This is a genomic window from Chitinophaga sp. Cy-1792 (genome assembly GCF_011752935.1).
Taxonomy (GTDB): Bacteria; Bacteroidota; Bacteroidia; order Chitinophagales; family Chitinophagaceae; genus Chitinophaga.
Map to the genome: position 1 here is coordinate 774,693 of NZ_VWWO01000003.1, position 26,120 is coordinate 800,812.

General features: G+C 46.0%; 21 protein-coding genes. 11 read left to right on the forward strand and 10 right to left on the reverse strand.

Annotated features, from left to right (window positions below):
- The 6 genes from F3J22_RS28570 to F3J22_RS28595 all read left to right on the forward strand — a co-directional run bounded on the left by F3J22_RS28570 (position 1) and on the right by F3J22_RS28595 (position 6,062).
- Complete coding sequence (locus F3J22_RS28570) at positions 1–1,422, forward strand: glycoside hydrolase family 30 beta sandwich domain-containing protein (RefSeq protein WP_167021384.1); 1,422 nt, start codon at positions 1–3, stop codon at positions 1,420–1,422.
- Between the two features lie 18 nt (positions 1,423–1,440).
- The gene (locus F3J22_RS28575; protein WP_167021385.1) at positions 1,441–2,868 is read left to right on the forward strand and encodes a glycoside hydrolase family 30 beta sandwich domain-containing protein; all 1,428 of its coding nucleotides are present in this window, start codon (positions 1,441–1,443) and stop codon (positions 2,866–2,868) included.
- An 87-nt stretch (positions 2,869–2,955) separates the two neighbouring features.
- Positions 2,956–3,579, forward strand: a complete 624-nt coding sequence (locus F3J22_RS28580) for a Crp/Fnr family transcriptional regulator (protein WP_167021386.1) — start codon at positions 2,956–2,958, stop codon at positions 3,577–3,579.
- An 81-nt stretch (positions 3,580–3,660) separates the two neighbouring features.
- Entirely contained in the window at positions 3,661–5,073 is a 1,413-nt protein-coding gene (locus F3J22_RS28585) for a rhodanese-like domain-containing protein (RefSeq protein ID WP_167021387.1), read from the forward strand.
- A gap of 2 nt (positions 5,074–5,075) precedes the next feature.
- A complete protein-coding gene (locus F3J22_RS28590) occupies positions 5,076–5,648 on the forward strand; it encodes a YeeE/YedE family protein (protein ID WP_167021388.1) in 573 nt (190 codons plus the stop codon).
- Positions 5,649–5,657: 9 nt separating this feature from the next.
- Positions 5,658–6,062, forward strand: a complete 405-nt coding sequence (locus F3J22_RS28595; RefSeq protein WP_167021389.1) for a DUF6691 family protein — start codon at positions 5,658–5,660, stop codon at positions 6,060–6,062.
- Positions 6,063–6,170: 108 nt separating this feature from the next.
- Here F3J22_RS28595 and F3J22_RS28600 read toward each other — a convergent pair whose 3' ends face one another.
- Both F3J22_RS28600 and F3J22_RS28605 read right to left on the reverse strand, forming a co-directional pair.
- Complete coding sequence (locus F3J22_RS28600; protein ID WP_167021390.1) at positions 6,171–8,462, reverse strand: glycoside hydrolase family 3 protein; 2,292 nt, start codon at positions 8,460–8,462, stop codon at positions 6,171–6,173.
- Between the two features lie 50 nt (positions 8,463–8,512).
- Positions 8,513–9,475: a D-glycerate dehydrogenase gene (locus tag F3J22_RS28605; protein WP_167021391.1), complete on the reverse strand. Its 963-nt coding sequence runs from the start codon at positions 9,473–9,475 to the stop codon at positions 8,513–8,515.
- A gap of 159 nt (positions 9,476–9,634) precedes the next feature.
- On the opposite strand from F3J22_RS28605, the gene F3J22_RS28610 reads away from it, so the two are divergent.
- The 4 genes from F3J22_RS28610 to F3J22_RS28625 all read left to right on the forward strand — a co-directional run bounded on the left by F3J22_RS28610 (position 9,635) and on the right by F3J22_RS28625 (position 14,692).
- On the forward strand, positions 9,635–11,713 hold the full coding sequence (locus tag F3J22_RS28610) for an alpha-N-acetylglucosaminidase (RefSeq protein ID WP_167021392.1): 2,079 nt from the start codon (positions 9,635–9,637) through the stop codon (positions 11,711–11,713).
- 200 nt (positions 11,714–11,913) lie between these two features.
- Entirely contained in the window at positions 11,914–13,404 is a 1,491-nt protein-coding gene (locus F3J22_RS28615) for a glycosyltransferase family 39 protein (RefSeq protein WP_167021393.1), read from the forward strand.
- Between the two features lie 212 nt (positions 13,405–13,616).
- A complete protein-coding gene (locus F3J22_RS28620; protein WP_167021394.1) occupies positions 13,617–14,303 on the forward strand; it encodes a hypothetical protein in 687 nt (228 codons plus the stop codon).
- 2 nt (positions 14,304–14,305) lie between these two features.
- On the forward strand, positions 14,306–14,692 hold the full coding sequence (locus tag F3J22_RS28625) for a hypothetical protein (RefSeq protein WP_167021395.1): 387 nt from the start codon (positions 14,306–14,308) through the stop codon (positions 14,690–14,692).
- A gap of 51 nt (positions 14,693–14,743) precedes the next feature.
- On the opposite strand, the gene F3J22_RS28630 is transcribed toward F3J22_RS28625, so the two are convergent.
- Both F3J22_RS28630 and F3J22_RS28635 read right to left on the reverse strand, forming a co-directional pair.
- Positions 14,744–15,790 (reverse strand): response regulator, encoded by a 1,047-nt coding sequence (locus F3J22_RS28630; RefSeq protein ID WP_167021396.1) that lies wholly within the window; start codon positions 15,788–15,790, stop codon positions 14,744–14,746.
- 4 nt (positions 15,791–15,794) lie between these two features.
- Complete coding sequence (locus tag F3J22_RS28635; RefSeq protein ID WP_167021397.1) at positions 15,795–17,429, reverse strand: ATP-binding protein; 1,635 nt, start codon at positions 17,427–17,429, stop codon at positions 15,795–15,797.
- 72 nt (positions 17,430–17,501) lie between these two features.
- Between F3J22_RS28635 and F3J22_RS28640 the strand changes: the two genes are divergently transcribed.
- Positions 17,502–18,170 (forward strand): epimerase, encoded by a 669-nt coding sequence (locus tag F3J22_RS28640; protein WP_167021398.1) that lies wholly within the window; start codon positions 17,502–17,504, stop codon positions 18,168–18,170.
- A gap of 121 nt (positions 18,171–18,291) precedes the next feature.
- Here the strand turns inward: F3J22_RS28640 and F3J22_RS28645 are convergent, their stop codons facing one another.
- The 6 genes from F3J22_RS28645 to F3J22_RS28670 all read right to left on the reverse strand — a co-directional run bounded on the left by F3J22_RS28645 (position 18,292) and on the right by F3J22_RS28670 (position 26,110).
- Positions 18,292–19,215, reverse strand: a complete 924-nt coding sequence (locus tag F3J22_RS28645; protein WP_167021399.1) for a PorP/SprF family type IX secretion system membrane protein — start codon at positions 19,213–19,215, stop codon at positions 18,292–18,294.
- 378 nt (positions 19,216–19,593) lie between these two features.
- Positions 19,594–22,146, reverse strand: a complete 2,553-nt coding sequence (locus F3J22_RS28650) for an outer membrane beta-barrel family protein (RefSeq protein WP_167021400.1) — start codon at positions 22,144–22,146, stop codon at positions 19,594–19,596.
- A gap of 187 nt (positions 22,147–22,333) precedes the next feature.
- Positions 22,334–23,041: a LytTR family DNA-binding domain-containing protein gene (locus tag F3J22_RS28655; protein ID WP_167021401.1), complete on the reverse strand. Its 708-nt coding sequence runs from the start codon at positions 23,039–23,041 to the stop codon at positions 22,334–22,336.
- The gene (locus F3J22_RS28660) at positions 23,041–24,075 is read right to left on the reverse strand and encodes a sensor histidine kinase (protein WP_167021402.1); all 1,035 of its coding nucleotides are present in this window, start codon (positions 24,073–24,075) and stop codon (positions 23,041–23,043) included. The genes F3J22_RS28655 and F3J22_RS28660 overlap by 1 nt, the downstream gene beginning before the upstream one ends.
- A gap of 76 nt (positions 24,076–24,151) precedes the next feature.
- Positions 24,152–25,480: an AarF/ABC1/UbiB kinase family protein gene (locus tag F3J22_RS28665; RefSeq protein WP_167021403.1), complete on the reverse strand. Its 1,329-nt coding sequence runs from the start codon at positions 25,478–25,480 to the stop codon at positions 24,152–24,154.
- A 3-nt stretch (positions 25,481–25,483) separates the two neighbouring features.
- Positions 25,484–26,110, reverse strand: coding sequence for a TetR family transcriptional regulator C-terminal domain-containing protein (locus F3J22_RS28670; RefSeq protein WP_167021404.1), 627 nt, complete (start codon positions 26,108–26,110; stop codon positions 25,484–25,486).
- Positions 26,111–26,120: the final 10 nt, after the last annotated feature.

The following is a 26,120-nucleotide window of genomic DNA, read 5'->3' on the forward strand; positions in this document are numbered from 1 at the left end:
ATGAAGGCAAACAGAAATATCTTCATATATACTTTAACGTTATTACTGGCGGGAACAGCTTCCTTTGCCCAGAATAAAAATAACAAAACTGCGAAATCCAATGTGGAAGCATGGATCAGCAATCCGGACAAATCTGCATTACTGCAAAAACAGGATGCGGTGTCTTTTAATACCACAGATAACGGAAATCCTGTTATCGATGTAGATGCCAGAACTACCTATCAGTCTATTGATGGATTCGGCTTTACCCTCACCGGCGGAAGCGCGGAACATATCAATAAAATGCCCGCAGCCGCACAGGATGCCCTATTAAAAGAACTCTTCCTGACCAACGGTAACGGCATCGGCATCAGCTACCTGCGTATCAGCATCGGTGCTTCTGACCTGAGTTCTTCTGTATTTACCTATGACGATGTACCCGCAGGAGAAACAGATGTTAACCTGCAACATTTTACTATTGAGAAAGAAAAAACAGATCTTCTTCCTGTACTGAAAAAGATATTGGCACTCAATCCGAAAATTAAAATACTGGGTTCTCCATGGACAGCTCCCGTGTGGATGAAGTCTAATCAGAACTCCGTTGGTGGCAGCCTGAAACCGGAATATTACCAGGCCTACGCCAACTATTTCGTGAAATATATACAGGCGATGAAAGCTGCCGGCATCAACATCGATGCAATCACTATTCAGAATGAGCCCCTGCATGGCGGCAACAACCCTAGTATGGTGATGCACGCGGAAGAACAGCGCGATTTCGTGAAGTCTGCACTGGGACCAACTTTCAAAAAGGCAAATCTCAAAACGAAAATTATTCTCTACGATCATAACTGTGATAAGCCGGATTATCCGATGACTGTCCTGGCAGACAAAGACGCTTATCCTTATGTAGATGGATCTGCATTTCACCTGTATGGTGGTAAGATTGACGCGATGTCTACCGTACATGATGCCTATCCAAAGAAGAATTTATACTTCACAGAACAGTGGTCTGATTCCAAAGGCCGCTTCGACCGTGAACTGACAGGAAATATCACCCGCCTGACGATCGGCGCCACCAGAAACTGGAGCCGTAACGTACTGCAGTGGAACCTGACTTCCAATCCTGAGATGACACCGCATACCGACAGAGGTGGCTGTGGTCAGTGCCTGGGGGGCGTTACCATCGATGGTGCCAACATCACCCGCAACTCTTCTTACTATGTGATCGGACATGCTTCTAAATTTGTAGCACCAGGATCTGTAAGAATCGCATCCAACCTGCCGGAACACCTCGACAACGTAGCATTCAAAACACCGTCCGGAAAAAAAGTCCTGATCGTTGTAAATAATAATGACCAGCCTGCACAATTCCAGATCCGTGAAAACGGGAAGCTGGCAGGTGTTCAGTTAAACAGCCATGCTGTAGGTACATATGTCTGGTAATAAAATAACTATTAGCAAATGAAGAAAATCTTTCTGGCGGGCACTTTCCTGATGGCATTCATGGCCAATGGATTTAGTCAGCAAAAAAAAGTTACAGTATATACTACTGCTGAAAATACGCAATTAAGACTGGCACAAACAGCTACCCTCGACTTCAAAGAAATGGGTCAGCCGCTGGAAACACAGCCCTGCGTATTCGTAGACCCTACCGTTACCTTCCAGACTTTCATCGGTATCGGTGGTGCGCTTACAGATGCCTCGGCTGAAACCTTTGCCAAACTGCCTAAAGCAAAACAGGAAGAACTCCTGAAAGCTTACTATAATGTAAATAACGGTATCGGATATACGTTTGCACGCACCAATATCGCGAGCTGCGACTTCTCCAGCGATACCTATGCATATGTTGAAGAGAATGACTCTACGCTGAAAACTTTCAACGTAAAACATGACCTGCAATATAAGATCCCTTTCATTAAAGCCGCTACACAGGCTGCCGGTGGTAAACTGCCACTGTTCGTGAGCCCGTGGAGTCCACCAGCATGGATGAAAGACAATAACAACGTATTAAAAGGTGGTCATCTCCTTCCGCGCTTCTATCAATCATGGGCTAATCACTATGTGAAGTTCATCAACACTTATGAGTCAATGGGTATTCCTGTGTGGGGACTGTCTGTTCAGAATGAACCGATGGCAACACAGAAATGGGAGTCCTGCATCTTTACTGCTGAGCAGGAGAGAGACTTTATTAAGAAAAATTTAGGCCCAACCTTACAGAAGGCTGGCCTGGCGGGCAAAAAACTGATCGCCTGGGACCACAACCGCGATCTGCTGTATCAACGTGCCAGCACTTTACTGCATGATAAAGACGCGGCAAAATATATCTGGGGTATCGGTTACCACTGGTACGAAACCTGGACCGGCAGCGATCAGCAGTTCCAGAACGAAAAGCTGGTAGCACAGGCATTCCCTGATAAGCCACTGGTATTTACAGAAGGCTGCATCGAGAAATTCGACTACAACCGCTTAAATGACTGGGCTATCGGTGAACGCTATGGCTATAGCCTCGTCAACGACTTTAACAGCGGTACTGTGGCCTGGACAGACTGGAACGTACTCCTGGATGAAAACGGTGGTCCAAACCATGTGGGCAACTTCTGTTTTGCACCGGTACATGCCAACCTGAAAACGGGTGAGCTGATTTACACCAATGCTTACTACTATCTGGGGCATTTCTCCAAGTTCATCCGCCCGGGTGCTAAGCGTGTAGTGGCTTCCAGCAGCCGTTCACAGCTACAGACTACTGCCTTCCGCAATGCAGATGGTAAAGTGGTGGTAGAAGTACTGAATACGAGCGATAAGGAAATTTCCTATGCGCTCTGGATCGCCGGAAAAGCAGCAACGACCGTAAGCCAGCCGCATTCCATGAACACATTAATAATTGACTAATAGATAAGGATTCAAATATTTCATAACGAGTAGATGATGATATAAAGCCCGCCGTTTCGTCCGGCGGGCTTTTCGTATATTTGCAGTATGGATGTATTGAATAGTATTACCGCTTTCCAGTCCAGCCCCGAATTACGGGAAAAACTGCATGAATACAGTGATGTCAAGACTTTTAAGGAAGGTGATGTAATCCTCAACGAGCAATCAAATATCAGGGCAATTCCGATCGTTGTCAGTGGCAGTATGCGTGTGATGCGTACCGATGATGATGGGCGGGAAATCCTGTTATATTACATCCGTGCCGGCGAAAGCTGCATCATGTCTTTCCTGGGCGGCCTGCATCAGGAAGAAAGCAAGGTGAAAGCCGTGGTAGAAGAAGATGCAGAGATATACTTTCTGCCGATAGATAAAGTAGGCGTATTCATCAAAGAATACCCGGAATGGTTAGATTATATATTTAGATTATACCATAAGAGGTTCGAAGAATTGCTGGAAGTCGTGAATGCAGTAGCTTTCCGAAAAACAGATGAGCGGTTGTTACAGCTCCTGCAAAAGAAAGCGGCGCTCACCGGCAGTAACAAATTACAGGTGACACATGAACAGCTGGCTAACGAGCTGGGAACAGCCAGAGCGGTAGTTTCCAGGCTCCTGAAACAGCTGGAAGAGAACAAGGTGGTTAAGCTGGGACGTAATAAATTAGAACTTTTATAGTAGACAATATCCTTATGTAACAAAAGTCACCGTAGAAAAAAATATAATATAGGACCTTTGGTATATCAAAAACGATATACTATGCACATTGAACAGATTTACACAGGTTGTTTGGCCCAGGGTGCCTATTATATCAGTTCTGCCGGCGAGGCAGCGATCATAGATCCATTGAGAGATACTACGCCTTACCTCCGCAGAGCTGAAAAAGACGGTGTTAAGATCAAATATATCTTCGAAACACACTTCCATGCCGATTTCGTTTCCGGTCACCTCGACCTGCAAAAGGAAACAGGTGCGCCTATCATATATGGCCCCGGCGCTGACCCGGCATTTGAAGCCATCATCGCTACCGATGGCCAGGAATTTAAAATTGGCGACGTTACCATAAAAGTATTACATACGCCAGGGCATACCCTGGAAAGTGTTACCTATCTCCTGAAAGATGAAGAAGGCAAAGACCACGCGATATTCAGTGGTGATACCCTCTTCCTCGGAGACGTAGGACGCCCTGATCTTGCCCAGAAAATGGACGGGATTACCAAAGAAGACCTGGCAGGGATGCTGTATGATAGTCTTACAAAGAAGATTATGCCGCTGGCAGATGATATTATCGTATATCCTGCTCACGGTGCAGGGTCCGCCTGCGGTAAGAATATGATGAAAGAAACAGTGGATACACTGGGGCATCAGAAAGAGATCAACTATGCATTGAACCAGCCGGACAAGGCGCACTTCATAAAAGCGGTAACAGACGGGCTGCTACCGCCACCGGAATATTTTCCTGCCAATGTACTCATGAACAAACAAGGGTACAAAAGCATGGACGAAGTATTGAAAAAAGGCCTCATGGCATTGTCTCCCGCCGACTTTGAACAGGCCGCCAATGATACGCGTGCGATGATCCTGGATACACGTGATAATGGCGACTTTGCACAGGGATTTGTACCTCGTTCCGTGAATATCGGCCTCCGTGGCGACTTTGCGCCATGGGTGGGCGCCCTGATAGGCGATGTTTCCCAACCGATACTGCTGGTAAGCAATCCGGGTACAGAAACGGAAGTCATCGAACGCCTGAGCCGTGTTGGATTTGATAACGTTATCGGCTATCTGAATGGCAGCTTTGAAGCCTGGAAAAATGCCGGTAAATCCATTGATATCATCAACCGGATTCCTGCAGAACAGTTTGCCGCTGAATTAAAAGACGATACTACGGTCATAGACGTACGAAAAGAGTCGGAGTATAATGCGGAACATGTCAGCGATGCATATAACAAGCCATTAGGTGATATCAGCCACTGGCTGAAAGATCTTGATCACAACAAACATTTTTATATTCACTGTGCCGGTGGCTATCGGAGCATGATAGCAGCCAGCATCCTGCAAATGCACGGATACCGCAACTTCAGCGAAGTGGCCGGAGGATTCAATGCAATTAATAAAACCAACGTACCCGTAACGGACTTCGTTTGCCAATCGAGAGTATTTAAACAATAATAATGGAACAAATCATTTCGTTGATTCGTCAGCCCTGGCCATGGTATGTGGCTGGGCCGCTGATAGGACTTACAGTACCTGTGCTGCTGCTTTTAGGTAACAAATCTTTTGGAATTTCCTCGTCACTGCGACATGTATGTGCCGCCTGTATGCCGGCTAAAATACCGTTCTTCAGCTACGACTGGAAAAAGGAAAAATGGAATTTGTTTTTTGCTTTGGGAATATTACTGGGTGGATTTATCGCCATGACTTTTCTGCGCGAAAGTACGGCCGTAACCGTACATCCCAACCTGGTAAAGGAACTGGCAGGTTATGGCATCCATGACTATTCTTCATTGGTACCCCCCGACCTGTTCTCCTGGCCGTCCCTGCTCAGTGTCCGCGGCCTCATCATGATGGTCGGTGGCGGCTTCCTGGTAGGTTTTGGAACCCGCTATGCCGGCGGATGTACCAGTGGTCATTCCATCATGGGATTGTCCAGCCTGCAATGGCCTTCACTCGTAGCTACCTGTTGCTTCATGGCCGGTGGATTTATCATGGCAAATCTGATACTGCCTACCATCTTATCGCTCTAAACAAAAACTATGTTGAAATATTTACTGGCAGGAACTGCCTTCGGAATAATATTGGTAAAAGCTGAACTCGTGAGCTGGTTTCGTATCCAGGAGATGTTCAGGTTACAATCTTTTCACCTCTATGGCATCATTGGAAGTGCTGTGATAGTAGGAATGATTTCTATCTTAATTATTAAAAAGTTCGGCATCCGAACAATATCAGGTGAAAAAGTAAATATCCCTGATAAGAAGTTTAATAAAGGCCAGATATATGGTGGATTGATATTCGGATTGGGATGGGCATTAACCGGTGCATGTCCGGGCCCGCTGCTGGCGCAGGCTGGCGGGGGTGTCACTGTTATCGCTGTTACATTATTGAGTGCCGTAGCTGGTACCTGGGTGTATGGCAGATTTAGGGAGAAATTGCCGCATTAACACTTTAGGGTTTAAGGGAGCTTTTCTCTGCCGAAGGCAGAGAAAAGCTCCCTTTTCAATTTCAAAGGATGCCGAAGGCATCCTTTGAAATTGAAAAGGGAATCGCTGCTATTTCCCGTATTTAAAACTAACTGTTTGCTTAATATCCGCAGAAGACCCACCTAATAACACTTTATACGCTCCCGGCGCTACTACCCAACTCTTTTTCTCTTCACTATAATACGCCAGGTCGGCGGCATTCAGTGTAAATGTTACCGTTTCTTTTTCGCCAGGTTGAAGGATACGCGTTTTTACAAATCCTTTCAACTCCTGCGTAGGCCTGCCTTCTTTAATGGCCGGTGATTGCAGGTATAATTGCACGACTTCCTTTCCTGCCTTTTTTCCGCTGTTGGTAACGGTGACGGTTACACGCAATGGCGCTGTGAAAACCGGACTGCTCAAGGCAGGCTTTCCATAGGCGAAAGTGGTGTACGATAGTCCATGCCCAAAGGAATAAGACACCGGAATATGATGCGTGGCATAATGCCGGTATCCTATGTAGATGTCTTCCTCGTATTTTACTTCAGAAGGTTTGCCCATCAAAGGATTGCCGGGTGTGGCCTGCGCGCCTGGAAGTTCCTTTCCGGGAAAGTTGGGCGCGGAAGGAACATCCGTATAAGCCATCGGGAAAGTGGCTGCAAGTCTGCCGGAAGGATTGATATTTCCGCTGATGATATCAGCAACACTGCTGCCTGCTTCCTGTCCCGGCTGCCATGCCAGCAGAATAGCATCTGCAGCGTCGCGCCAGCTGGCGGTTTCAATAACGCCGCCAATGTTTAATACTACCACTATCTTTTTGCCTGCCTGATGAAACGCATCGCTGACACGCTTTATCAGGTCCTGCTCATCTTTGTTCAGTTCAAAGTCGCCGGTGATTTTTCTGTCATCGCCTTCACCTGCGTTACGGCCTAAGGTGATTACCGCAATGTCCATGTATTTTGCCAGGCGACCTACCGTTTCCGGGTCGAGGTCCAGCTCCGGTATGCGTGGTGCGGTGCTGAAAAGCCCCGGAGGCCTTGGGTGTTGTTGCCGTTGTTCTGTGATATACTTTTCATATTCGGACTGCAGGCCTGCATCCAGTACATATCCGGATTGCAGCAAGGCCTTGTCCATATCGGTAACATATGCTTTGAATACGTCACCGCTACCGGTTCCGCCGGCAATCATCTTATAGGAGGTATTGCCAAAGAGCGCGATCTTTCCGGGGGCTGCTACAGGAAGCGCATTACTATCATTCTTCAGCAGTACCATGCTTTCCGACGCGGCTTTGCGTACCAACGCTGCGTGGGCGGTAAGATCGGGGTTATCGCTATGCGGCAGATGCTTAAAGGTCCTGGATTGCAGTACCAGCTGTAGTATGCCGGCAATATTTTCGTCCAGCACTTTTTCAGACAAGGCGCCGGATTTTACGGCGGCCACTATTGCATCTGACTGGGCAGCGGTACCAGGCATCAGGAGATTGTTACCTGCCTGCAACTGTTTGACAACGTCTGTGCCACCAAACCAGTCGGACATCACAATGCCTTTGAATTTCCATTCATTGCGGAGTATGCCGGTGAGTAATCCGGGCCACTCCGACGTATATACGCCGTTGATTTTATTGTACGACGACATCACCGTCCATGGCTGTGCGAGCTTCACTGCCAGCTGAAAGCCGCGCAGGTAAATCTCGCGCAATGCCCTGTCGGAAACGATGGTGTTGAGTTGCATGCGGTTAAACTCCTGGTTGTTGGCAACAAAGTGTTTGATGCTGGTGCCAACGCCGGCAGATTGTATGCCTTTCACCATAGCGGCGGCCATATGGCCTGTCAGCAAAGGATCTTCGGAGTAGTATTCGAAATTGCGGCCTCCCAGCGGATTACGCTGGATATTCATGCCCGGCCCCAGCATTACATCTATATTATATTCGAAGGCCTCGTTACCAATAGCTTTGCCTATCTGTGTTACCAGCGCGGTATCCCAGGAGGATGCCAGCAGCGTGGCCACCGGAAAGCCGGTAGCATAGTAGGTATGCGTGGTGTCGCCATGGCGTTGCGGTGATATCCTTACGCCGGCAGGGCCGTCGGTAACGGTGAGAGACGGAATTCCCAGCCGCGGAATGGCATGCGTCCGGCCGGAAGCACCAGGAACGGCCTCTGGCACCTTATCGTCTTCCGGTTTGGAAGGAGGGAGGATGCCTGGGGGAAGTCCTTCGATTTTGAGCCCCATCCCTGTAACCAGACTGGCTTTTTCATCCAGTGTCATGGCTGCAATAACCCGGGGAATGCTCTGTTTGTCTGTCAGTTTTACGTTTTGTGCCATCGCAGTACCTGTTATGCATAACAGCATAGGGATGGACAAGCTGGGGAGTATGTGTTTCATGGCAGGGAACAATATCTGTTCCCTAATATAAACAATCGCTGTCAGATTTTTTAGCCCTTTACCTCATTAGGCAGCTTTTCATTTTTCATGGCTGCTATAATGTTTGTGGCCGCGGTTTTAGCCATTTCATTGCGGGTAGCCACAGTAGCAGAGCCGATATGCGGCAATATAGCCACGGTAGGTAGCTGCAGTAAAGGGTTTTCTGAATGCATTGGCTCCGGATTGGTGACATCCAGCCCGGCCCCGTAAATAACTTTTTGCTGTACAGCGGCCAGCAGTGCGGCTTCGTCGTGGATGGCGCCACGGGCGGTATTAATGAAAATGGCCGAAGGTTTCATTTTGCTGAATGCCAGCGCATCGAAGCGGCCTTTGGTTTCATCTGTCAAGGCGGTGTGTACCGTTAGCACATCACTCTGTTGCAGTAATTCCTCAAAAGAAACGTAGGTGGCGCCCAGTTCTTTTTCCGCCTCCAGGTTCCTGGATCTGTTATTATAGATGATCTTCATGTCGAAGGCTCGCTGGCAGCGCCTTGCTACAATAGTGCCTATGTTGCCAAGGCCCCATACACCCAGCGTTTTGCCTTCCAGGTCGGTACCAAGATGCGCGGTCGGGTCTGAAAATCCCCATTCTCCGTTGATAATACGTTTATGCATGTAAAATGCTTTCCTGGCTACAGCTTGCATCAAGAGGAAAGCTATGTCTGCAGTGGATTTGGCAGGAACGCCCGGTACATTGGTAACGGGGATGCCCAGTTCAGCAGCTGCCGCGATGTCAATATTGTCATAACCGGCAGACATCAGGCTGATGACCTTCAAATGTCTGCATCTCTCCAGGAAATCCCTGGTAACAGGCTTGCCACCCGCATAATACAATGCGTCATAGTCCTGGCAGATGTCCGCCAGTTCTTCAGAAGAGAGGTTTCTTTTCTCTTTCCATTCCGTAACAGTAATGCCCGCACTTTCCATGAGTGCCAATCCTTCAGTTGGTAATACTCTCGTTGCAAAAACCTTCATATTCAATATTTTGGTGGGTGGGGAAAACTCAATCAAAGATAATGCCTCTCCCGGTATACCCAATATTGTATTTATGTGATTGGGGTGATGTCTGCCAGATACCCTGTTATATGATTTTAATTGTTTTTTAGCATCTTTACAACTACTAACAGTGAAACAATGAAATACAGATTATTAGCAATACTGCTGTTGTCTGCAGTAACAGCCCGTGTGTCTGCACAGGATTATCCCGGCGTGAAAACGCTGGCTCAGCGCCGCGTACCCTGGCTGGAAAAGTCACTCGTATTAAACAGGATACCTGCCGACAGCTCCCGCGAAGTATTTGAAATCCAAACCATCGGTAGCAGGCTCCATATCAATGCCTCTTCTTCCAGTGCCGCAGCGGCCGGACTCAACTGGTACCTGAAATACCATTGTCACCGCTCCATGTCGCATATGGGTGATAATCTTGCCCCTGTAAATCCTTTGCCTGCGGTTCCTGCAAAAGAAAAGCATCTAACGGAAATGCCTGTACGATATGCGCTGAATTATTGTACCATCAGTTATACGATGAGCTTTTACAGCTGGGCCGACTGGGAGCATGAGCTGGATTGGATGTCGCTCAACGGCGTAAATACCATGTTGGCTACAGTGGGTACAGAAGCCGTGTGGCAGCGCACTTTGCAACGGATAGGCTATACATCTGAAGCAGCAAGGAGCTTTGTTGCAGGTCCCGGATTCACTGCCTGGTGGCTGATGGGCAACCTGGAAGGCTGGGGAGGCCCGGTGCCACAATCCATCATCGATCAGCAGGAAGCATTGCAGAAAAAGATCCTGGCCCGTATGAAAGAACTGGGCATAGCCCCTGTTATGCAAGGTTTTTATGGCATGGTACCTACTACGCTCAAAGATAAAATGAAGCTGACAGGCGTGGTGCCACAAGGCAAATGGGCAGGTGGTTTTCAGCGCCCTGATTACCTGTTGCCGGCGGATACCGCATTTCAGCGTATGGCAGCTATTTACTACGAAGAAATGAAACGTAGTTATGGTAATGATATCCGTTTCTTCGCCGGTGATCCTTTCCATGAAGGTGGCAATGCGCAGGGCGTAGATGTCCCTGCTGCTGCAAAAGGTGTTCAGCAATCGATGCTGAAAGCATTTCCGGAGGCTACCTGGGTATTACAGGGCTGGCAGGCCAATCCTGGCGCGCAGCTGCTGGCGGGCCTCGATAAATCCAAAGTGCTGGTACAGGAACTTTTCGGTGAAAATACCGCTAACTGGGAGAAACGTAAAGGCTATGAAAGCACGCCTTTCATCTGGTGTACGGTGACCAATTTCGGAGAAAAAATGGGCCTGTACGGAAAGCTGCAACGCTTTGCTGATGAGGTGTACCGTGCTGCCAATAGTCCATATAAGGGCGTATTCCGCGGTGCCGGCATCATGCCGGAAGGTATCCGCAATAACCCTGTTATCTATGACCTGATGATGGAATTACCCTGGCACCAGGAACATGTACAGGTAAAGGATTGGATAAAAACGTATGTACGTGCACGTTATGGTGTGGAAAACAGCGAACTGGAAGCGGCCTGGCAGGGATTGCTGGAAACCTGCTACAGCAGTTTTGCGGCGTACCAGGAAGGGCCAACAGAATCGATCTTTACTGCGCGCCCTGATATGGATGTTAATAAGTCTGTTTCTACCTGGGGTACCAGGAAAAGAAATTATGATACCGCTGTTTTCAGCTTGTCGGTGCAACAGTTTCTCAACGCTGCTGCTAAGCTGAAATCCAATATTACACTGCAAACAGATGCGGTGGATTTTGAAAGACAGCTGATCAGTAATCGCGGTGAACAGGTGTATGCTGATATGATGGCAGCCTGGAAAAATGATGATCAGACTGCATTTAATAAGCAATCCGCATTGTTTCTTTCGCTGATGAACCAGCAGGACAAACTCCTGGGACGCAGCCCTTATTTCAGACTGGATACGTGGGTGAATGCAGCCAGGGCTATGGGTAATACGCCAGCAGAAAAGTCATTGCTGGTACGTAACGCGAAAACACAGATCACCTGGTGGGGGCCTGATAACCCGGATACCGACCTGCATGAATATGCCAACAAGGAATGGAACGGATTAATGAAAACACTATATATCCCACGATGGGAGAAATTTATCGCTGCACTTAAAAGCAGCCCGGGCAAGCCCGTCGGCAGAATCGACTTTTTCAGCATGGAAAAGCGGTGGTCAGAAGAAAGATAACATTGGAATTAAGTAAGGAGTGGTAATTTTACCACTCCTTTCATTTATTGTGCATTCGTTGCTACAAATTTCTACCCGAAAGAAGGAAATTGTTCAACAATAGGAACCGGTATTTGTTGTTATCAGTTTATCTTCGCCAGGGCACGGAATTTGACCCCTTTGCGAACTACTGACACTCACCTTAATACTGCCGGGTAAGCATGAAGACGCCCTTTACTAACCTGATTGGGTATATTAAAACTGATCGCTGGATATTATTATCCATCTGTATAATAGCTGCACTACGTTTCTCTTTTATTGGACTGATGGGACTAATGCCGCAGGATGCCTACTATTATTTTTACGGGCAGCATCTTGCATTATCCTACTTCGATCATCCACCCGCCATCGCCCTCATTATGCGCGGCTTCGGCGAAGTATTCGGACGCCATGCCTGGGTAATCAAGCTGGCTGATACCGTTATCACTTCTCTGACAATCTTCGCTTTCTATCATCTTGCTAAAAAATTCCTGAGCAGACATAAAGCATGGAATGCCTTACTGGCTATTTACTCCACATTGATGGTGACTATTTTATCGCTGGTGACTACACCCGATGTACCATTAATGTTGTGCTGGACAGTTTCGCTGCTATGTTTATATAATGTCATTTTTGAAAAGAGATCATTTTGGTGGATATGGGCAGGACTGGCTATGGGTGCTGCTTTTGATAGTAAGTACACCGCCATTTTTCTTCCCGCCGGAACAATTTTATTCTTACTGTTGTCCAGACCGCACCGGAAGTGGCTAATTTCGCCCTGGTTTTATTTATCGGTGATTATATTTATTGTAGCAATTTCACCGGTGATTATTTGGAATGTGAATAACGATTTTGCATCCTTCAGATTTCAGTCCTCAGAAAGAGCGCATGACATCGCATTAAACTGGCTGGATGTTTTGGGAGTCATAGGACACCAGTCTGCAATTTTATTGCCGGCGCTGTTTTTTGGTTTGCTGTATTATCTCTGGAAACTATTGAGAAAATACGGGCTGAAATGGTGGAAGCTGTCAGACAGGACATTATGGTTGTTATGTTTCTTTTTGCCTGTTTTTCTGGGTTTTCTGGTGATTTCACCAATTTATTGGGTAAAGCTGAACTGGATGATGCCCGGTTATATCACCGCTATCATCTGGATCGGGCCCTGGCTTACGAGAAAGTTTCTGCGCGTTCAGTGGATCATATCATTAATTGTTCACCTGGCGCTGGCAGTAGAAATATTATGCTATCCCGTACCGGTTAAGTCTGACGACACCTGGATGGGATGGGCAGATTTTGGAAAACAGGTAGCTGTAATCCAGTCAAATTATCCTGATGATTTTATTTTTTCGGCAGATGACTATAAAACCAGTGCGATGCTCAACTTTTACCTGGGCAGAATGGTTTATTCTCAGGAGATACTTGGGAGAAGAGCGTTGGAATTTGATTTTATAGGTACTGATCTTGAAAAGTTAAGAGGCAGGAATGCAATTTTTATTAACTCGCTTACTGACGTAACGGATGATGTGGATGAGTTGAAATTTACTGAGGATCTGAAACCGTATTTCAGCAGTATCACACAGTTGCCGCCTGTAATTGTTACGCGCAATGGCCGTGTGGTACGCAAATTCCTGGTATTCCGATGCAGTAATTACCAGCCGCCGCATACATATTGATTGTTGCGATGTGATGATGGTGATCATGAGTTTGACTGACGACAATCATCGAATGTATGTGTTAACATCATTTGTTTTTGATGGATGCTGACTTAGCTTTGCTGTACAGTTAACATCTATCTAAAGTTAAGCGGATCACAGTCTTTACTGGGATCAGTCACCGCTGCTAGCAGCGGTGACCTTTTTACCATCGCAATTAAAGCACATACCATATGTACACCGATTATACGCTTAATTCTATTCAGCAACGTTTTTGCGAGGGTTTCCTTTTATTTCCGTTTAAACAATTGAAGAAGTCGGGACATTACATCTACAAACAGTACAGATCCAATTCCGGCATTAAGCAGGTATTGGATGAGCGCACCACCGCTTTTGATTTTCATTGCTTTTTTGCAAAGCAGTTATCTGATAAAATCACAAAGACAGCCATACCAAACGGTATCGCACTGATGCGCCAGGTAGAACATCTCTTTGAAGGAGCTGGAAAAGATGAACAGGTAGTAGCTGCCATTTATACAGAATTTACAGAGATGCTGACCACCTATTACAGCGAATTGTCTAACTACCAGTCTGTAGTATTACTACGCCAGCAATCAGCCCTGAAGCCTATGCTGAAACGTAGTCCGGACTGCAGTCATGCACATGAAGTATACAATTCTGAATGGTCACGGATGATCAAACAGTTTATTGCCAATGGCAATGAGGTCGTGAAATTTTTGCGCGAAAACCTGGAAGCATACGGTTATCAGCGTTTGCCGGTAAATTGTACCAGGGAAGATGTGGAGGAAGTGATCGTTAGTATTCAATCTTATAACACTATTCAATATCAGTTAATATCTCTGTTGCAGCAATGGCATCAGCGGCAACAGCAACATAACAGACAGGTTTACTTAAACTAGTTATGCACCATTTGGAGAAAAGTATCTATACAAGGGCGGAGCAGGATAGAATGTGTTGTTCGTGGCTGGTGATCGTGGAAGATTTAAGAGCAGAAAATGCATTGTTGATCCGCCTCCTGGCTTCTGTGTTGTCTACCACTGCAACACATGAATTCGTTGAAACTGCAGAAGGCTATCAGTCCAGATTTTTGATCGTGGAAGAGGGTTTGCTTTTGCTGCGCCATGAGATAGGAGAACTTCGCCAATGGGTTAAAAACAAAACAAAGGGACTTGCTGGTAAGTTGGAAAGAATGCAGGACGATATTGATAAAACAGAATTGGATTTTCTTACGCTGAGAGCCAATTTTATTAAGTTTGCAGGTGTGAATACACTGGATGCCAGGTCCTGAAAACAGTGAAACAGTTTAAAAAAATCATTTCCCTTAATTTCATATTGTCCATCAGTTTGCAATATCTGCCAGTTTGCTTCTGTCAGTAATAAGAATATCACCTTCTTTCATTTGTATCAGTGATTCATTCCTGAAGTCACCCAGCGTCCTTATCAGGGACTCTTTCGCTACGCCCGCCATAGCGGCCAGGTTTTCCCTGCTTACATGCAGCGTATAGTCGTTGCCGGTATGATTGAACTTCTTGTCCAGCGTGAGTAATGCTTCTGCTACTTTTTTACGCAGCGAGTTATAGGCCAGCCCGATCAGCTGCTGTTCGCGTTCTGCCGTGTTTCTGGCCAGCAGCTGTACAAACTTGCGCATTACCTGCGGCTGCTGATTGATCAGCAATTCGAAATCCTGCTGCGGAATAGAGATGATCGTGGCATCTTCCATTGCCTCTGCATCTTCCTGGTAAACATTTTCCTCCAGCATGGCAGAATAACCAAAGAAATCCCCTTCTGCATATAATCCCACAATCAACTCTTTGCCTTCCTCATTACGTTTGGAGGTCTTTATTTTTCCCTGGAGGATATAGTAGAGATATTGCGGATGATTCCCTTCTTTATAGATCTGCTGTTTTTTCCGGTAACTGGAGGTAGGGCGATTCGTTTTCAGGGTTTCCAGCAAATCATTTATGCTCAGGTGCTGTAGCAGCTGCCTTGTATTTTCCCCTGGTTCCTGCCTGAACTCTGCACATCGCCGAAGCCTGGATGCTACTGCATTCAGTAGTTCTGTGCCTTCAAAAGGCTTGGTGATATAATCATCCGCACCTTGTTCCATTCCTTTGCGGATCTCACTACGGTCTGTTTTGGCGGTAATGAAAATAAAAGGGGTACGCGACAGGGTTTCATTCTTGTGTAAGAGATGAAGTACGCCAAATCCATCCAGGACAGGCATCATGATATCGCATACGATGAGGTCAGGCTTGTTTTTGAGCGCCATGGCCACACCTTCCTTTCCGTTAGTGGCAGTTAACACCTGGTAATTTGCCAGACCAAGAATTTCGGCCATATTGTCCAGAATTTCCCGGTTGTCTTCAATCAGCAAAATTTTCTCCATAAGCTTATTTTTCAGGAAAAGGTATAATGACTTTAAACTCCGCTCCCTCGCCGGGTTTGCTGTCGCAGGTAATGGTGCCACCCATAATTTCGGTGTACCGTCCTACGATATGCAGGCCCAGTCCGGTGCCTTGTATATTGCCGGCATTACTGCCACGAAAGAAACGCTCAAATAAATGCTGGCGGTCTTCTTCGGCAATGCCAATGCCCTTGTCCCTGACGGTCAGTTGCAGGTAATTATTTAAACATTCGCTACGAACAGCAATGATACCTCCCTCCGGCGAAAATTTAATCGCATTAGATACGAGGTTCATTACAATATGTTTCAACAGGGTTGGATCTAAATATGCAGTGGACGCTCCGTGATGCGCATAGAGAATTTGTTGTGAATTCTTCTGGAGGCCCTGCATCTCACTTATGATGGTTCCTATTAATTTACCGGGCTCAAAGGTACTATTACGAACCTGAATTTTCCCTTCCTCAATTTTACCCACAGAAAGGAAATCATTGAGTATATCGGTTAACATATTAACAGAAGAGACGATCCGCTGTATATGCTTGTCTCTTTTATACTGATCTTCTATACCTCCCTGGTACTGACTGATCAGGTATACAGATGAGAGAATCGTACTGAGCGGTGTCCGGAATTCATGAGAAGCCAATGATACGAATTTTGATTTAAGTTCATTGAGTTCTTTCTCTTTTTCCAGTGCCTGACGGAGTTCTGCCTCTGCTCTCTTTCTCTCTGAAATATCGATAGCAATCCCAACATATCCCGTAATACTGGCGGCAGACCTGATCGCTGAGATAGTCAGTGATACCGGTAGTTTGCTGCCATCACGGCGGATATAGTTCCATTCATATTCATTGGGCAGGTTAAGCCTGGCTTTGATCGTCAGGGTGTCCAGCCCGGGGTCTACCGTTTGCTGCATCTGCAGGGAGAATTCAGCCGCACGTATTTCAAGTTCTGAAGCATCATGAAAAAGCAGGGGAGACTCGATTTCAATCACATCGATGGCCCGGTATCCCAGCTGCTTTTCGGCGGTAGGGTTGAACCACCGGATAAATCCTTCCGGACTGAATACGATGATAATGGCGTCTGCATTGTTCCAGATACTGCTGAGGAAGCTGTTTAGCCGTTGCAACGCATTGTCTTTGGCTTCATCTTCGCGGATACGCAGCCTGAGCTGGTCTATCGTTGTAAGCAGGTTTCTGACATATTCTTCTGTTGATGCAGCGGGCTTTTCCTGCTCTCCGGTATAGGACCTGGAAGAGGGCATATCGGTAAGATACAGGACCGTGTATTTGCCTGTTTCGTTTGAGTAGGATCCCGTACTGACATGAAAGGGAATCCTGCTGCCGTCTTTACAGATGACATAGTCGAGCCTGTTCGCCTGCAGCGAATAAACAAAGGGGTTATTTCCGTTATCTGCGTGCAGCGAGGTTTGTGAGCCTGCATGCAGTAATAGAAAGGTGTCGATTTTTTTGCCGGTAACTTCCGTTTTCTCGTAGCCTAAGCGTTGCAGGAGATAAGGATTTGCAAGTACTATTCTCTCCTGTTCGTCGGCCAAAAGCATTCCTATAGTGGCATGATTAAACAGCACATCCAAACCGATGCTGTGTTCCTTGCTAATTGTCATTTCTACCTGATGATGCGTACATAAATTTAATGATTCCACTTACTTTCTGTATCTTTCCGGCAAGTTATTTTTATGAAAATCAATGCGATCATAACAGGAAGTACTGGTATGGTGGGCGAAGGAATTCTACATGAATGCCTGGAAAACCCGGATGTTGATACTGTTCTGGTCATCAACCGTAAAGCCTGCGGAGTAGTGCATCCCAAACTAAAAGAAATTCTTCATCATAACTTCTTTGATCTCACCGCTATCGTCCCTCAACTGCAAGGTTATAATGCCTGCTATTTCTGCCTGGGAGTATCGTCGGTAGGTATGAAGGAGGAAATATATAATCATCTTACATACGACCTAACCATGTATATGGCAGGGGTGCTGGCCGGAGAAAACCCCGGAATGACCTTCTGCTATATCTCTGGCGCCGGCACAGACAGTTCAGAAAAAGGCCGGGTAATGTGGGCACGGATCAAAGGTAAAACAGAAAATGATCTGCAGAAGTTATCATTTAAAGCTGTCTATAATTTCCGGCCTGGCTACATACAACCCATGAAAGGAACAAAGAATACCCATAGATTCTATTACGCGCTATCATGGCTTTACCCCCTATGGAAATTATTCTTTCGTAACTACGTATGTACGCTGGGAGAGCTCGGTAGGGCCATGATTTTTGTTACACAGCATGGTTACAGAAAGCCGGTGCTGGAAGTAAAAGATGTGGTGGCTATCATGAAGGGCAAATATTAAAACGCTACCAGAAAATATAAAGATGCCGGGCAGCCATTTCTTAAAATTGCGCTGCCCGGTGTACAGTTGCAGGTTTGTTACGCCGCTGAAAATCAGCTTACATAAGCGTATAAATAAGATATCAATTCAGAAAATTCACACGCAGGTTGACTTCCATTGTTCCCTGGGCATAGGTCCGCAGGCCGGCAGTTTGTGTGGTATACAGGAATTGCAGATTCAACAGCTTATTCCAGGAAACACCCGCACCCATAGTGAAATTACCGCTACTATGATAGATGCCGGTAACGTCTGCCCAGTTTTGCAGTAACCCTACCTTTACGCCTGCATCGAAAATAGACTCGCCTCCATAAATATTCCTGTAATAGGCTTTGGGTTCCACATAGGTGATCTGTTCTCCCTGCATAAATTTATACCCCAACCCTACCAGGAACTTCTCCGTACCGGTAGTACGACTCCCGTTTTTATCCGTGGCAAAACTAAATACGTTCGGGATGGAGGCCTGAACAGTCAGGTGCTCGTCCGTATAGGCCATACCGTAGTCGGCTTCGAAATAGTTATCCCGACGGTTATAGGAAGTAAGCGCAGGGTCATTCATGTCGCCGTTAATGTCTTTGGTATTCAGGTGTTTACCGTAAAAAACGGCAGACAGCCCAAAATGAAGTTGCTGTGCATGAGCGCCCAGCGGCAGATGATAGGCATATGTCAGCGCCACCCTGGTATTATTCAACAGGCCAGCTACATCATTGTATACTTGCAAACCAGCGCCTACCCGATGCCCCAAATTACCGTCTGCGGTGAGCAGGCGGGTTTGTGGACTTCCGGGCATATCCGTCCATTGTTTCCGGTAGGCGAGGTTTACGTGCAAGCCGCTATCCAGTCCGGCGAAGGAGGGATTAGCCATATAGGGATTCAGGAAGTATTGGATTCCCAGCGGGTCAGTGACAGCGTTGGAGTTGCCAAGGCTCTGTGCCTGTGCACAGCGACTGCCCGCGAAAACGAGTGCAATGCTGATGGTGAATGTGCTTAGTATTCTGTTGAATTGCATACTGCGATGTTTGTTTGCCGGTAGGAACTACCACAAAACATCCCCCAGGAAACTGGTATTGACACAGTATCAGGCCCGGCAGTTTAGTTGCTCGCGCAGTATAGGGATGCAGGTGTATTCCTTTTGACATGCAAATATAACATAATATAAAATTATTTTATATAGAAAAAGTATTGAATGTAGATAATTTGTTGTTACGGGAGCTATTCCCGTTGTAGATCGCAGCGTATTTTAAGTCGATACCGAAGGTATCGACTTTGGGGTTCCGCCCTGCGGGTGGTAGCGCAGCGCTATGCGTTTAAGAAGACAGACTGTCATTAAAAAGGCCATCTCTAAAAGTAGAGACGGCCTTAACTATAAGTACTGTGTATTTCCTTGTTATTGCATTACTTCAGACATGCCTTGCATACCGGCAGCCATGTTCTTACGTTTGAAGAGGGAAACATCCATCTTTCCAAAACGGTAAGCGAAAGTGGCACGGAACATCTGAGGGTCTCTCAGGCGACTGTACAACTGATTGAAGTAAGGACTCATAGAATATTGGTCTGAATACCTGCTTCTGAAAATATCGTTGACAGCAAGGGTAATGGAAGCTGCATTGTTTTTCAGGAAGCTTTTCTTCAGCGCTGCATCTACACCATAGAAGGCTTTGATATAACCCTGAGAGGCATTCATAGACTGCTGCATTGGCGGTCCGTCCTGGCGCTGGTCTTTATTGACAGGCAGGTTGGTTTTGGACTGGTAGGTACCAGAAAGTTGTAATTCCAGCGCCCATGGCAGCTTAACGTTGTTATTCAGTTTTCCGAACCAGCTCCATAATGCATCCTGGCTTGCGCCTACAGCATTCGTGTTGATTTTGGAATTGTAGATATTCACGTTGGCAGCGAGATTCCACCATTTTGTAATACTGGTAGTAGCAGTCAGCTCGGCACCTGCAGAATAGCTGTTGTTGGCATTGATGTAGGTGTTGATCAGCAGACTGTCGTTGGTAACCGGATTGAACTCTTTCTGAATATAACGGGTAATCAGGTTGTTGGTATACTTATAATAAAGTGTAGCCATGAACGTGCTGTTACCTTTGAAGGTTTTCAGGTAAGAGAGCTCAACAGACTGTGTGAACTCCGGTACCAGTCCGGGATTACCTTTGGTGATATTCAACCTGTCGGTAGAATCCGTATAAGGAATCAGCTGGAAGAAGTTAGGTCTGTTGATACGACGGGTGTAGCTCGCCTGTAACTCCTGACTGTTGTTGAGTTTCTGGGTGAGGAACAGGGAAGGGAACAGACTGGCAGGGTAGTTATTGCTGAATTTCTGTCCTGTATTTTTGATGGTACCGTCGTAGTTACTGCTTTCCATACGTACACCTACCTTGTAGCCGAATTTGCCAATGTTATCGGAAATGCTGGCGTAGGCAGCATATACGTTATCATTGTTTCTGTAGTTAATGCTGGCTGCAGGTAACGGGATGTATTCACCGGTAGTGGCGTCGTACATGAAGTTGTTGGTATGACTGTCTGTCGTTCTTCTTGACCAGCGCAGACCTGTTTCCAGTTTCATGGTTTTGGTCAGCGGGTCTACGAAGTCGGTCTGGGCAGTCAGGAAGCTGATTTTACCACCACCATCGATGCGTTGTGCTTCTGTGCCGGTAATATCTTTACCGGTATAGTAGTTGGTGGTATAGTTAGCATTGTTGGTGGAAGAACCTCCGAAATAATTGACATCTACAGTCAGCTCTTTGCCTTCTTTAGGAAACAGATGCTTCATTCCCAATACCAGCCCGTTGGCATTGAAATTGAATTTTGAATCTGAGTTACGTTGGCTAAAGTTGCTGATAGTGCCTGTTTTGAAGAGGCTGTCTGTATTGATGCCAATTACCTCGTTAGGTTTCATGGCGCCGTGTACTTTTATTCCGGCAACGGAAACAGTGGTACGGTTGGTCATGAAGTAATCCACACCCAGTTTACCAAAGAGGAAACCACCTTTTGTTTTGTTGTAGTTATCCTGATGGATGAAGGAAGGTGTTTCATCACCAAAATTATTTCTGTCTGTAAAGCCGGTGCTTACGCTCTTGTTTTGTGAGCCCATAGCGCTGGCGCTTACATTAAATTTACCCTGACGAAGGTTGAAGTCGGCGCCACCATTGAGGGCACCACGTTTATCCACACCTGCGCGGAGGTTACCATTATAGCCGGTTTTACGGTTTTTCTTCAGCACGAGGTTCAGGATACCTGCGTTACCGCCAGAGGCGTCGTATTTGGCAGAAGGGTTGGTGATTACTTCCACGCTTTCGATAGCATCAGCAGGGATCTGATCAAGTGTGAGGGTTGTTGGGCGGCCATCAATATAGAGTTGAGGGCTGGAATTGCGTACTGTCACGTTTCCGTCGATGTCAACATTCACAGAAGGAACATTTTTCATTACGTCTACGGCGGTACCGCCCGCGCTGGTCAGATTTTTTTCAACGTTAAAAACTTTCTTATCGACATCCAGTTGCATCAGCGGTTTAGTGCCGGCAACGGTTACGCCTTGTAACTGGGCAACATCTGTTTCCAGTTTAATGTTTCCAAGGTCTTTATCGAATGGGGGGAATGTTACAGGACGCTCCACAGCTTTGTAACCGGTACCACTGATCTTCATTTTAAGCTTTGGACGCATAGGGATATCATCCAGGCTAAACTCTCCGTTTGCTTTTGTCAGTGCACCTTTCAGGAGCACATCCTTCATTTTTTTGGTTACTGAATCAAGCTTTGGTTGTAAAATGATCACAGATACATAAGGAACAGGTTTTCCGTCGGCATCAATTACCTTACCATATAAATGTCCGGTCATGCCACCTGGCATCCCGCCACCACGGGGAGCTCCGGCAGGTGGTTGAGCCTGCACGCCAAGCGCTAACATTAACATGGTTACTAACAATAAAATTCTTTGCATAGTAAAAATTATGAGTACGCAAATGTATCTCAGATAATTTTCAGATAAAAGTAAATGCGACGAGTGTACGAAAATTTGCTACGAAATTGGGGTTTGTTGTGATATGTTTTAAAAAAGAAAAAGGGCCGAAGGCCCTCTGTGTGTACTTAATATTTTTGTCACTACTGAGTAGAGACGAGAGAAAAAATCAAAACCCATTCTTCCCCGTCAACGCCTGTAACGAATCCCTGTAAGTGTCTCCCACAGGCAATTCCAGCGTATCCAGGAATACACTGTTTTTGCGAATGGCGGTAATGCAAGCCACCGCTACTATATATGATTTATGTATCCGCATAAACCGGCGGCCGGGCAATTGCTCTTCCATCGACTTAATAGACATACGTGTGATAACAGGTTTATTGCTGCTCTTGAGGTGTATCCGCACATAATCCTTTAATCCTTCCACCCAGATAATATCATCAAAAACAACTTTAAACAAACTATAATCTACATTAACAAATATAAACTCAGGCTCAATAATAGCCCTGGTAACAGTTTTTAGCTGATATAATTCGTGTGCCTTATTACATGCCTTGATGAAACGTTCCAGCGGCACAGGTTTCACCAGGTAGTCCGTTACATCCAGGTTGAAGCCTTCCAGCGCATATTTTTCATAGGCGGTAATGAGTATCACCATGGGCTTGTTGGCCATAGACTGCAAAAATTGCAGCCCGGTAAGTCCGGGCATCTGTATGTCCAGGAAAATAAGGTCCACATGCTGTTGCTGCAATACTTCAATAGCCTCAAATGCATTGTTGCATTTGGCTACCAGCTGCAGGTACGGCACCTTGGTAATATTATCTTCCAGTAAATCCAGGGCTAATGGCTCATCATCAACGGCAATACATTTCAGCATTAATGCAGATTTAATTGTAATAAAACACAAAACCAGCCATCCTGCTTGCGGATGTCCAGTTTGTAGTGCTGGTTATATAACAGGTTCAGCCGGCGGCTTACATTAGACAAGCCTATGCCACTGGTCTTGTCTTTTATCTCCATCGGTATATCGTTGTATTTATTTTTTACCGTGAAAAACAGGTACTTATCCCTGATTTCCAGGTTGATATCAATTTTTGCTTCCATGATAAGGCCCGTTCCGTGCTTAAAGGCGTTCTCCACAAACGGTATCAGCAGCATGGGTTCAATCTCATAACCGGTTTCCGGAACGTCCGTGTTAACGGTAATGGTTACATTCTTCCCGAAACGCTGCTGCTGTAAGTCGATGTAGCTTTGCAGGTACTCCGTTTCCTTTGCCAGTGGCACCTTTTGCTCATCTGTTTCGTACAGCATATAACGCATCAGGGAGGATAACTTTATCAGCGAAGGCTCCAGTGCATCCGATTTTTTGCGGGCCAGCGCCACCATGTTATTCAGTACGTTGAACATGAAGTGCGGACTCACCTGCGAACGCAGGAACGACAGCTCCGTCTGCAGGTTCTCATTTACCTGCTCAGATGCCAGCCTGTCTTCCTTCAAACGATCTTTGATCATCTGAAAAGCAGTACTGGTACTTAAAATAAAAAATGCCGTGATAAAAGTAAAAAAGATGGCAGGCTTTACGTCTATCGTGTGTTCTGGCAGAAATACTACCTCAAAGGTATATCGGATGCTGTAAAGCGCCAACAATACTGTCAGGATGGAGGCGCCGTATTCCAGGTAACGTTTTTTATATACAAAAGAAGGAATATATACCCAGGCATTCAGGTAAAAGAACGCAATCAATGCCAGCTCATATACATATCCGAATATCGTCCAGGCATGGTGATTAGGGTCCTTGTCGTGCTCACTCATGGAGGGTTTGAGCAGGTATGGCAATGAATACAATAATATCCATGCGAACACATGCAGCGCCCTGATAACCCATTTATTCTGATACCATCCTTGTTTCATGGTCGCAAATTATATATTATTCGTACCATACAGGAACGTTTGCGACAAATACCAGAAAATCTACGACGAACACTTATTATGGCTGTTCCCCGTTCACCAGGCGCTGAATTCTCTCCTGACCAGTGACAATATTGGCTTTCAGATCACTGAGTATAGAATATAGCCCGAAATATGTTCTGTTGATATATAAAGAATGGCTGGAGCCTCTGGCTACTTTTGAATCCCGGACTTCTTTCATATTGTACAGCTCGTCCATGTAGGCATAGATCTCGTTGAAATAGGCTTCATCACCGAAATCAAACGTTTCCCGCGTAAACGGTAAGGTCATGAGGTCTATCATATGCTGGAACAACTCCGAGAAGAAGGCTACCTCTTTAGGTGTATCTGTCGGGTGGATCATCTCCAGGTTAATATAAATCTCCTGTCTGCGGGCAGTATCTTTCAATACTTCTTTATCTACCAGCAGGAAATAATTGGTATAAAAATCTTCCGGTATCACCTTTACGCAACCGAAGTCGAAGATGCCTACTGATCCGTCGGGCTGCATCAGGAAGTTGCCCGGGTGCGGATCTGCGTGCACCTGGCGCAGCTTATGTACCTGGAATTGATAGAAGTCCCACAGGGCCTGGCCGATTTTATTACGGATTTCCTGCGTGGGATTTGTTTCCAGGAATTCTTTCAGGTGCAGGCCATTGAGCCAGTCCATGGTAATGATACGGTCAGAAGAGAGCTCCGGGTAATATTTCGGGAAGAGCAGCCCTGGTATATGCGCACAGGCGGCGGAAAGATCGATGGAGCGCTGTAATTCCAGCTTATAGTCGGTTTCTTCCAGCAGCTTGCTTTCTATTTCCGCAAAGTATTTGTCCATATCCACTTCTTTCATGCCGACAATGCGGATGGCAAAGGGTTTTACGATGCGAAGGTCAGATTTAACACTGCTGGCAACGCCTGGGTACTGTATTTTGACGGCCAGCTGTTTACCATCTTTCTCGGCTTTATGTACCTGCCCGATAGAAGCGGCATTGGAGGCATGTAAATCAAATTTATCATACAGCTGAGCAGGTGTTTTGCCCAGCGTTTTCACGAAGGTATTTACTACCAGTGGCCCGGAAAGCGGCGGCGCACTGTATTGAGACATAGCAAACTTATCAGAATAAGCTTTTGGAAGCATACCTCTGTCCATACTCAGCATCTGCGCTACTTTCAGCGCGCTGCCTTTCAGGTTACTCAGCGTATCATAAATATCAGCGGCATTATCCTGGTGCAAGGTTTCTTTGCTGACAGATGGATCCATCAACTTGCGGGTATAATGTTTTATATAGTTGGTGCCTACTTTAAGGCCTGTGGTAACAAACTTCCCGGCCCGCTCTACTTTGCCGGTGGGTATATTTTGCTGTTCTTTCATCACTTACTTCTTCATGAAAATAAATTTCCCGAAATCGAGAATACTATCGAGTGTGTTGGAACCTATTATCTGGAAACTCAGGTTCACGGCCTTTTCAATGGCAGCATCCGTCAGTTCGAAATCTGCGCTGGAATCATCTAACCAGTACTTTAATACAAACATGGCCTGCACCCAGAACCCGTGTACATAATGTTCAGAGATAAATTTCCTTTCTTTTATTTCGGTAGATACATATCCTTCTTTTACCAGCTCACTGATAAAATCATAGAATGCAGCCTTGAACGTAGAAAGTTTGTTCCTGTATATCAGCGGAACATGAAAAATATCTTTCTGTAAGAGAAAATAACTACGGTCTTCTCTCAGCTTGGCTACCCACAGAAAATAAAAGGAGAGTAGCTTCTCCTGGGCATTATACTGATGATAGGTTTCATCCGCCTTCAGCTGTGCAACGGTGTCTTCAAAAACACCCAGCCAGATATCCCTTTCTACTGCCTCCAGTGAGCTATAAAAGCCATAGAAGTCACTTTCAGGCATATCTATCGTTTTGCACAACAGGTATACAGAAACAGGCGCTTTGCCGTTTTCCAGCAGGTATAATTTATAAGCGTTACGGATTTTTTGTTTGTCCATAGATTGGCAA

What these genes read in the sequence shown, in the direction of transcription:
- F3J22_RS28570 (WP_167021384.1), top strand. Translation starts at nt 1, where the DNA reads ATGAAGGCAAACAGAAATATCTTCATATATACTTTAACGTTATTACTG.
- F3J22_RS28575 (WP_167021385.1), top strand. Translation starts at nt 1,441, where the DNA reads ATGAAGAAAATCTTTCTGGCGGGCACTTTCCTGATGGCATTCATGGCC.
- F3J22_RS28580 (WP_167021386.1), top strand. Translation starts at nt 2,956, where the DNA reads ATGGATGTATTGAATAGTATTACCGCTTTCCAGTCCAGCCCCGAATTA.
- F3J22_RS28585 (WP_167021387.1), top strand. Translation starts at nt 3,661, where the DNA reads ATGCACATTGAACAGATTTACACAGGTTGTTTGGCCCAGGGTGCCTAT.
- F3J22_RS28590 (WP_167021388.1), top strand. Translation starts at nt 5,076, where the DNA reads ATGGAACAAATCATTTCGTTGATTCGTCAGCCCTGGCCATGGTATGTG.
- F3J22_RS28595 (WP_167021389.1), top strand. Translation starts at nt 5,658, where the DNA reads ATGTTGAAATATTTACTGGCAGGAACTGCCTTCGGAATAATATTGGTA.
- F3J22_RS28600 (WP_167021390.1), bottom strand. Translation starts at nt 8,462, where the DNA reads ATGAAACACATACTCCCCAGCTTGTCCATCCCTATGCTGTTATGCATA.
- F3J22_RS28605 (WP_167021391.1), bottom strand. Translation starts at nt 9,475, where the DNA reads ATGAAGGTTTTTGCAACGAGAGTATTACCAACTGAAGGATTGGCACTC.
- F3J22_RS28610 (WP_167021392.1), top strand. Translation starts at nt 9,635, where the DNA reads ATGAAATACAGATTATTAGCAATACTGCTGTTGTCTGCAGTAACAGCC.
- F3J22_RS28615 (WP_167021393.1), top strand. Translation starts at nt 11,914, where the DNA reads ATGAAGACGCCCTTTACTAACCTGATTGGGTATATTAAAACTGATCGC.
- F3J22_RS28620 (WP_167021394.1), top strand. Translation starts at nt 13,617, where the DNA reads ATGTACACCGATTATACGCTTAATTCTATTCAGCAACGTTTTTGCGAG.
- F3J22_RS28625 (WP_167021395.1), top strand. Translation starts at nt 14,306, where the DNA reads ATGCACCATTTGGAGAAAAGTATCTATACAAGGGCGGAGCAGGATAGA.
- F3J22_RS28630 (WP_167021396.1), bottom strand. Translation starts at nt 15,790, where the DNA reads ATGGAGAAAATTTTGCTGATTGAAGACAACCGGGAAATTCTGGACAAT.
- F3J22_RS28635 (WP_167021397.1), bottom strand. Translation starts at nt 17,429, where the DNA reads ATGACAATTAGCAAGGAACACAGCATCGGTTTGGATGTGCTGTTTAAT.
- F3J22_RS28640 (WP_167021398.1), top strand. Translation starts at nt 17,502, where the DNA reads ATGAAAATCAATGCGATCATAACAGGAAGTACTGGTATGGTGGGCGAA.
- F3J22_RS28645 (WP_167021399.1), bottom strand. Translation starts at nt 19,215, where the DNA reads ATGCAATTCAACAGAATACTAAGCACATTCACCATCAGCATTGCACTC.
- F3J22_RS28650 (WP_167021400.1), bottom strand. Translation starts at nt 22,146, where the DNA reads ATGCAAAGAATTTTATTGTTAGTAACCATGTTAATGTTAGCGCTTGGC.
- F3J22_RS28655 (WP_167021401.1), bottom strand. Translation starts at nt 23,041, where the DNA reads ATGCTGAAATGTATTGCCGTTGATGATGAGCCATTAGCCCTGGATTTA.
- F3J22_RS28660 (WP_167021402.1), bottom strand. Translation starts at nt 24,075, where the DNA reads ATGAAACAAGGATGGTATCAGAATAAATGGGTTATCAGGGCGCTGCAT.
- F3J22_RS28665 (WP_167021403.1), bottom strand. Translation starts at nt 25,480, where the DNA reads ATGAAAGAACAGCAAAATATACCCACCGGCAAAGTAGAGCGGGCCGGG.
- F3J22_RS28670 (WP_167021404.1), bottom strand. Translation starts at nt 26,110, where the DNA reads ATGGACAAACAAAAAATCCGTAACGCTTATAAATTATACCTGCTGGAA.